This is a genomic window from Actinoplanes sp. ATCC 53533 (genome assembly GCF_003947245.1).
In genome coordinates this window covers 1-534 of record NZ_QHHV01000706.1, presented here as the reverse complement: position 1 = coordinate 534, position 534 = coordinate 1, and the positions used below count along the sequence as shown (strand labels likewise).

1 protein-coding gene and 1 pseudogene are annotated in these 534 nt (G+C 67.2%); one reads left to right on the top strand and one right to left on the bottom strand.

Features of this window, described 5'->3' with window-relative positions:
- A partial coding sequence (locus tag DMB66_RS60755; RefSeq protein ID WP_148113027.1) for a CoA transferase occupies window positions 1–91 on the bottom strand: 91 nt, incomplete at its 3' end.
- Between the two features lie 189 nt (window positions 92–280).
- Between DMB66_RS60755 and DMB66_RS60750 the strand changes: the two are divergent.
- Window positions 281–534, top strand: a pseudogene (locus DMB66_RS60750) (amidohydrolase); the annotation flags it as partial.

Genomic DNA, 534 nt, shown 5'->3' with positions numbered 1-534 from the left:
GGGCGCCGAGGTCGGCGAGCAGCATCGTCGCGTACGGGCCCGCCAGGATCCGGGAGAAGTCCGCGACGAGCAGTCCGCTGAGGGGTCCCATGTGCCGCCTTTCGAGGTATTGACCGCTAGGCGGACAGTCGTCCGCTCGATCGTCAGTCTCGGCTCGCCACGTATGACTGTCAACCATCATCGAGCCTTGACACTCGTGGTGAGCCGCAACACACTGACGCCGAGACGCTGACCGCTAGACGGACGCCTGTCCGCTGGTCGCGGAGGGAGTTGACCCGGCATGACCGACAGTGTTCTGTTCCGCAACGGCACCGTGCTGACGATGGACGACCGGCATACCCTGTTGCCGAACGCCGACGTGCTGGTGATCGGCCAGCGCATCGCCGAGGTCGGCGTCGGCCTCACCGCGCCGGAGGGCGCCACGGTGATCGACGCGACCGGCGGCATCCTGATGCCCGGCATGATCGACACCCACCGGCACATGTGGCAGACGGCGATGCGTGGCTACGGCGCCGACTGGACCCTGACCCAGTA